Origin of the sequence: Devosia insulae DS-56 (assembly GCF_000970465.2) — a bacterium.
Taxonomy (GTDB): Bacteria; Pseudomonadota; Alphaproteobacteria; order Rhizobiales; family Devosiaceae; genus Devosia_A; species Devosia_A insulae.
On record NZ_LAJE02000250.1, the window covers coordinates 1 to 7,529 of the forward strand.

At 66.0% G+C, this 7,529-nt stretch carries 4 protein-coding genes; all 4 read left to right on the forward strand.

The genetic code is table 11. The features are described 5' to 3' along the window. The first annotated feature begins 396 nt into the window (after positions 1–396). Positions 397–1,680, forward strand: coding sequence for an MFS transporter (locus VW23_RS17915; RefSeq protein WP_069910912.1), 1,284 nt, complete (start codon positions 397–399; stop codon positions 1,678–1,680). Beyond that, a complete protein-coding gene (gene nirB, locus VW23_RS17920) occupies positions 1,677–4,127 on the forward strand; it encodes a nitrite reductase large subunit NirB (protein ID WP_069910913.1) in 2,451 nt (816 codons plus the stop codon). The genes VW23_RS17915 and nirB overlap by 4 nt, the downstream gene beginning before the upstream one ends. A gap of 156 nt (positions 4,128–4,283) precedes the next feature. Beyond that, positions 4,284–4,616 (forward strand): nitrite reductase small subunit NirD, encoded by a 333-nt coding sequence (gene nirD / locus VW23_RS17925; protein WP_069910914.1) that lies wholly within the window; start codon positions 4,284–4,286, stop codon positions 4,614–4,616. Positions 4,617–4,780: 164 nt separating this feature from the next. Further along, positions 4,781–7,423 (forward strand): nitrate reductase, encoded by a 2,643-nt coding sequence (locus VW23_RS17930; protein WP_069910915.1) that lies wholly within the window; start codon positions 4,781–4,783, stop codon positions 7,421–7,423. The last annotated feature ends 106 nt before the right edge of the window (positions 7,424–7,529 follow it).

Genomic DNA, 7,529 nt, shown 5'->3' on the forward strand with positions numbered 1-7,529 from the left:
CCTGTCACTGGCCTCTCCATGATCCTCCCCCGCCACGCGGGGGAGGATCATGGAGAGGCCAGTGACAGGTGCCCAAATTTTCACCATGCACTATCAGTGGTCAAATTGTGTGCATCCAATCGCCCACTCTGGACTCAAATTAGTCAGCGCTGCTGCCGGATCATTTTCGCTGCACCTGCCTAACTAACTGCCAAACCTAGCGTTTTCGCCGCAACCCCAGTTTGGCACGCTACGTGCATTACTGTTCTCATGAGACGCGGTTTCCGCGCTTCTCATCCGGCGTCCAACGGTGGGCGCACCCCCAACAGGCAAAGTCGCCCTCAGAAGCACGGTCCACGACGGACTGCGCCTCCCAGGAGTTTTTTGTTTTGGCTCTCATCCCAGCGGAGAGAATTCATGAGCGCCCCTGATGCTCAAATCGCCTCGCAGCGCCGTGCGCTGACGCTGTCGACCATCGCCTTCACCGTCTGCTTTGCCGTCTGGACGATCTTTTCGATCATCGGGGTGGCGCTGAAGGATCAGCTCGGCCTGACCGAGACGCAGTTCGGGCTTTTGATCGGCACCCCGGTGCTGACCGGCTCCTTGGTGCGCATCGCGCTCGGCATCTGGACAGACCGCTATGGCGGGCGGCTGGTCTACACCATGACCATGCTGGCGGCGGCGGTTGCCACGTCGCTCCTCGTCTTCGCGCAGACCTACGAGCAGTTCCTTATCGCGGCGCTCGGCGTCGGGCTTGCGGGTGGTTCGTTCGCGGTTGGCGTCGCCTATGTGTCGCGGTTCTACCCGCAGAAGCAGCAGGGCACGGCGCTCGGGATCTTCGGCGCCGGCAATGTCGGGGCGTCGGTGACCAAGTTCGTCGCGCCGTTCGTCATGGTGGCGTTCGGCTGGCAGGCGGTGGCGCTCAGCTGGGCCGCGGTGCTCGCGGTGATGGCGGTGGTGTTCTGGTTCACCACCGAGGACGATCCTGTGCTGATCAAGCGCCGCCAGGAGGGCGCGCCGCAGCGCAGCCTTGCCGCCGAGTTCGCGCCGCTGAGGGATATCCGGGTCTGGCGCTTCGGGCTCTACTACTTCTTCGCCTTCGGGGCGTTCGTAGCCCTGACGCTGTGGCTGCCGCGCTACCTGATCGGGGTCTACGGCTTCGACATCAAGACCGCCGGCATGGTGGCCGCCGCCTACTCGATCCCGGCCAGCCTGTTCCGCGCCTATGGCGGCTCGCTCTCCGACAAGATCGGGGCGCGCACGGTGATGTACTGGACCTTCGGCGTCTCTGCCGTGGCGACCTTCATCCTCGCCCTGCCGCCCAGCGACATGGTGGTGCACGGCATCAGTGGCAGCTTCACCGTCAATTTCGGCATCAGCCCCTGGGCCTTTATCGGGCTGGTGTTCGTCCTCGGCTTCTTCATGAGCCTCGGCAAAGCGGCGGTCTACAAGCACATCCCGGCCTATTACCCCGAAAATGTCGGGGCAGTGGGCGGTCTCGTCGGCATGATCGGCGGGCTCGGCGGCTTTATCCTGCCGCTGCTGTTCGGCTGGCTCAACGACGCGACAGGGCTGTGGAGCAGCTGCTTCATGGCGCTGTTCGTGCTCGTCGTCGTGTCCCTCGCCCTCATGCACATCGCCGTGCGCCGCATGAGCCGCGCGCAGCCGGCTCCCCACCTTCAACTGGAGACGGTTCAGTGAAAGAGAAACTCGTCATCATCGGCAACGGCATGGCGCCCGGACGGGCGCTGGAGAAGCTGTTCGAGACCGACCCTGACCGCTACGAGGTGGTGATCTTCAACGCCGAGCCGCGGGTCAATTACGACCGCATCATGCTCAGCCCCGTGCTGTCGGGCGAGAAGAGTTTTGACGACATCGTCATCCACGGCGACGCCTGGTACATCAAGCACGGCATCACCCTCTACAAGGGCTGCAAGGTCGAGACCATCGACCGGGTGAACAAGACGGTGACCTCGGTCAACGGCATCACCGAGAGCTACGACAAGCTGGTGATCGCCACGGGTTCCGTGCCGTTCATCATCCCGGTGCCCGGGGTGAACCTTGCGGGTGTGGTCACCTATCGCGACCTCGACGACGTGAACGTCATGATGCTGGCCGCCAAAGCCAAGGGCAGGGCGGTGGTGATCGGCGGTGGCCTGCTGGGCCTCGAGGCGGCAGCCGGGCTCAACGAGCAGGGCATGGACGTCACCGTGGTGCACGTCATGCCGACGCTGATGGAGCGCCAGCTCGATCCGGCGGCCGGTTACCTGCTCGGGGAATCGATGAAGGCGCGGGGCATCAAGGTGATGACTTCGGCCAATACCAAGCAGATCCTCGGCGACAAGCGGGTCACCGGCGTCGAGTTCGCCGATGGCTCGGTGATCCCGGCGGACCTGGTGGTGATGGCGGTCGGTATCCGGCCGAACGTCACGCTGGCCAAGACCGCCGAGCTTGCCGCCAATCGCGGCATCGTGGTCGATGCGCAGATGCGCACCTCGGACCCCTCGATCTACGCGCTGGGCGAATGCGTCGAAGTGAGCGGGGCGACCTTCGGGCTGGTGGCGCCGCTCTACGACATGGCCAATGTGCTCGCGGCGCAGCTCTGCGGCGACGAGAAGGCGACGTTCACCCCGGTCGCCACGGCGACCCGGCTCAAGGTCACCGGCGTCAACCTCTATTCGGCGGGCGATTTCGCCGAGGGTGACGACCGCGAGGAGATCGTGCTGCGCGATGCCAGTGCCGGCGTCTACAAGCGGCTGATCCTCAAGGACGACAAGATCATCGGCACGGTGCTCTACGGCGACACCGGCGACGGGCCGTGGTTCTACGACATGCTGAAGCGCAACGTCGATACGCGCGAAATGCGCGACACGCTGATCTTCGGCCAGAACTACCAGGGTGGTGCCCCGCTGGACCCTACGGCGGCCGTTGCAGCCTTGCCGGATGAGGCAGAGATCTGTGGTTGCAACGGCGTATGTAAGTCGAAGATCACCGGCACTATCACCGCCAAGGGCCTGACGTCGCTCGACGATGTCCGCGCCCATACCAAGGCCTCGGCGAGCTGCGGCTCGTGCACCGGGCTCGTCGAAAAGCTGCTGCTCTTGACGCTGGGCGACAGCTACAACCCCGCCGCGGTGCAGCCGATGTGCAAGTGCACCGATCTCGGCCATGACGATGTGCGCCGGCTGATCATCGCCAAGGAATTGCGCTCCATCCCGCAGCTGATGCAGGAGCTCGAGTGGAAGACCTCGTGCGGCTGCGCCAAATGCCGGCCGGCATTGAACTACTACATGATCGCCACCTGGCCGGGCGAATACGAGGATGACGGGCAGTCGCGCTTCATCAACGAACGCGTGCACGCCAACATCCAGAAGGACGGCACCTATTCGGTGGTGCCGCGCATGTGGGGCGGCATGACCAGCCCGAACGAGCTGCGCGCCATTGCCGACGTCGCCGACAAGTTCAGGATCCCGGCGGTGAAGGTCACCGGCGGGCAGCGCATCGACCTGCTCGGGGTGAAGAAGGAAGACCTGCCCGGCGTCTGGGCCGACCTCAACGCCGCCGGCATGGTTTCGGGCGCTGCTTATGCCAAGGGTCTCAGGACGGTGAAGACCTGCGTCGGCTCGGACTGGTGCCGGTTCGGCACGCAGGATTCGACCGGGCTCGGCATCAAGCTCGAAAAGTTCATGTGGGGCAGCTGGACCCCGGCCAAGGTGAAGATGGCGGTCTCGGGCTGCCCGCGAAACTGCGCCGAAGCGACCTGCAAGGATGTGGGCGTGATCTGCGTCGACTCCGGCTACGACATCGTCTTTGCCGGCGCCGCCGGTCTCGACATCAAGGGCACCGAGCCGCTCTGCCACGTCGACACGGAGGAAGATGCGATCGAGGTGATCGCGGCGCTGACCCAGCTCTATCGCGAGCAGGGCCGCTATCTCGAGCGCATGTACAAGTGGCTGAAGCGGGTGGGGATGGAGTCGATCCAGGCCTCGATCGTCCGCGACCTCGAAAAGCGCCGCTTCTACTACGACCGGTTCGTCTTCAGCCAGAAATTCGCCCAGGTCGATCCGTGGGAAGAGCGGGTCAACGGCAAGGACGCGCACGAGTTCGCTGCGCTGGCGGAATTCGGCGTGCCGCAGGCAGCGGAGTGAGCCGGTGATGATTGGTTCGATCGAGTACTGCCCCTCACCCCGACCCTCTCCCCGGCGGGGAGAGGGGGCGATGGGGCACCGGCAGTGGTCTTGCGTCCCCTCTCCCCTCTGGGGAGAGGGTCAGGGTGAGGGGAAGGACAGCAGGAAATGTCTCTAATGAACGACTGGATCGAGATCGGGCGCCTTGAGCAGGTTCCGCTACGCGGCGCGCGTTGCGTCAACACGCCAGCCGGCAAGATCGCGGTGTTCCGCACTGCCGAGAACCAGGTCTACGCCATCGAGAACCGCTGCCCGCACAAGGGCGGACCGCTCAGCGAGGGCATCGTCCATGGCGGCTCGGTGACCTGCCCGCTGCACAACTGGGTGTTCGATCTCGCGACAGGCGAGGCGCAGGGCGCCGACGAGGGGCAGGTCAGGACCTTTGCGGTGAACGTGGTCGATGGCCGCATCTTCATGGCGGCTGAAGTCATGCTGATGGCGGCGGAGTAGGCTGGCATCGTGGCTAACCTGCCCCTCATCCGCCCTTCGGGCACCTTCTCCCTCAAGGGGAGAAGGACGACCGCTTCGACATCTCAGTCGGGATGCCCTTCTCCCCTTGAGGGAGAAGGTGGATCGGCCGCAGGCCGAGACGGATGAGGGGCAGGGAAGCCACGATGTCAAAATCCTCCTCAACCATCCGCACCACCTGCCCCTATTGCGGCGTCGGTTGCGGGGTGCTGGCGACGCCGCAGCCGGATGGCTCGGTGATCATCGCCGGCGACCCCGAGCATCCGGCCAATTTCGGCCGGCTGTGCTCGAAGGGCTCGGCGCTGGGCGAGACGCTGTCGCTGGATGGACGGCTGCTCTACCCGGAGATCGGCGGCGAACGGGCGAGCTGGGAAAGGGCGCTGGACCTCGTAGCGAAGACCTTCGCCGAGACGATTGCCGAGCATGGACCGGACTCGGTCGCCATCTACGGCTCGGGGCAACTGCTGACCGAGGACTATTACGTCGCCAACAAGCTGATGAAGGGCTTCATCGGCTCGGGCAATATCGACACCAACTCACGGCTCTGCATGGCCTCGTCGGTGGCCGGTCACAAGCGGGCCTTCGGCTCGGACACCGTGCCGGGGAATTATGAGGATCTCGAGCTCGCCGACCTGATCATCCTCGTTGGCTCCAACCTCAGCTGGTGCCACCCGGTGCTGTACCAGCGGATCATCAAGGCCAAGGCCGAACGGCCGGGGATGCGGATCGTGTTGATCGACCCGCGGCGGACCACGACCGCCGACCAGGCCGACCTGCATCTGGCGATCAAGCCGGATGGCGACACGGCTTTGTTCGTCGGGCTGCTGAAATCGCTGGCCGAGCGGAACGCCGTCGATGCCGAGTTCATTGCCGAGAGCACCAACGGGTTCGGCGCGGCGCTCGACGTGGCGCGCAGCTGGAACCTCGAGCGGGTGGCGGAGGCGACCGGGCTCAGCGTGCGCGACATCGCGGTGTTCTACGATTGGTTCGCCGAGACGACGCGGACGGTGACGGTCTATTCGCAGGGGGTGAACCAGTCGGCGACCGGCACCGACAAGGTCAACGCGATCGTCAATGTGCATCTCGCCACCGGCCGGATCGGTATGCCCGGGATGGGGCCGTTCTCGGTGACCGGGCAGCCCAATGCGATGGGCGGACGCGAGGTCGGCGGGCTCGCCAACATGCTCGCGGCGCATATGGACTTCGAACCCGCCAATATCGACCGGCTGAGGCGGTTCTGGCGCTCGGAGCGGGTGGCGCAGAAGCCGGGGCTGAAGGCGGTCGAGCTGTTCGAGGCGATCGCCCAGGGCAAGGTGAAGGCGCTGTGGATCATGGCGACCAACCCGGTGGATTCGATGCCCGAGGCCGACAAGGTGCGGGCGGCGATCCGCGCCTGCCAGTTCGTCGTGGTGTCGGACATGAACGCCGCGACCGATACGGCGGTGGAAGCCCATGTGCGGCTGCCGGCGGCGGGCTGGGGCGAAAAGAACGGCACGGTGACCAATTCCGAGCGGCGGATTTCGCGGCAGCGGCCGTTCCTCGCTGCGCCAGGGGAAGCCAAACCCGACTGGTGGATCGTCACCCAGGTGGCGCGCCGGATGGGACATACGGCGGCCTTCGCCTACGAGCGGCCGGCCGATATCTTCGCCGAACACGCGGCGCTGTCGGGGTTCGAGAACGAGGGCAATCGCGACTTCGACCTGAGCGGACTGATGCATGCCGAATATGACGGGCTGCAGCCGGTGCAGTGGCCGGTGCGGGCGGTGCGCAGCACGGCGCGGATGTTCACCGATGGGCGGTTCTTCACGCCTGACAGCCGCGCCCGTTTCGTCGCGGTGGCGCCGCCGCCGCCGCTGACGCCGCCGCCCGGCATGCTGGTGCTCAATACCGGCCGGGTGCGCGACCACTGGCACACCATGACGCGCACCGGCAAAGCGGCGCGGCTCTCGGCGCATATGGCCGAGCCGTTCGCCGAGCTGCACCCCGACGATGCGATCGAAAAGAGCATCCGGCACGCCAGCCTGGTGCGGCTCGAGAACCGGCATGGGAGCGTCCTGGTGCGGGCGCTGGTGACCGAGCGGCAGCAAAAGGGCTCGGTGTTCGTGCCGATGCACTGGACCGACCGGTTCTCGGCACAGGGCCGCATCGATGCGCTGGTGGGCGGGCAGACCGACCCGCAATCGGGGCAGCCGGCGCTCAAATCGGCGATGGTGGTGGCAGGGCCGGCGCTGGCGCGGCGCTACGGCTTCGCGGTCAGCCGGGCGCGGCCGCAATTCGCCGGCACCGACTACTGGGCGATCGCCGAAACGACGGGCGGCTGGCGGGCGGAGCTGGCCTTCATCACCGAGCCCGAGGATTGGGTCGGCTGGGCCCGGTCGGCGTTCGGGGTGGGAGAGAAGGTCGAGCTGCTCAGCATCGCCGACAAGGCGAGCGGAAGGCAGAGCCTCGCGCTGTTCGAGGGCGGCAAGCTGATCTTTGCGCTCTACCTGTCGCCCGACCCAGTGCTGGTGTCGCGGCAATGGGCGGTGTCGCTGCTGACCGAGACGATCAAACCGGCCCGGCGGGCCGATATCCTGGTCGGACGGCCGGGCGCCGATCGACCCGATCCGGGCCCGATCGTCTGTGCCTGCTACGGGGTGGGTGCCAACCAGATTGCCGAGGCAGCGCGGGGTGGCTGTCACACGGTCGAGGCGATTGGGGTGGCGCTGAAGGCCGGCACGAACTGTGGCTCATGCCGGGCGGAGATTCGCGGGATCATCGAGGTGAACAGGTTGGAGGCGGCGGAGTAGGGAGAAGCCACCGTGCCGGCTGTTAGGCCGGTGCGGGAAGAGCACCCCCCACCCTGTCCCTCCCCCGCAAGGGGGGAGGAGACCAAAACACTGGCGCTAGAGACAG

Coding starts and splice junctions, on each gene's coding strand:
- VW23_RS17915 (WP_069910912.1), top strand. CDS start 397: ATGAGCGCCCCTGATGCTCAAATCGCCTCGCAGCGCCGTGCGCTGACG.
- nirD (WP_069910914.1), top strand. CDS start 4,284: ATGAACGACTGGATCGAGATCGGGCGCCTTGAGCAGGTTCCGCTACGC.
- VW23_RS17930 (WP_069910915.1), top strand. CDS start 4,781: ATGTCAAAATCCTCCTCAACCATCCGCACCACCTGCCCCTATTGCGGC.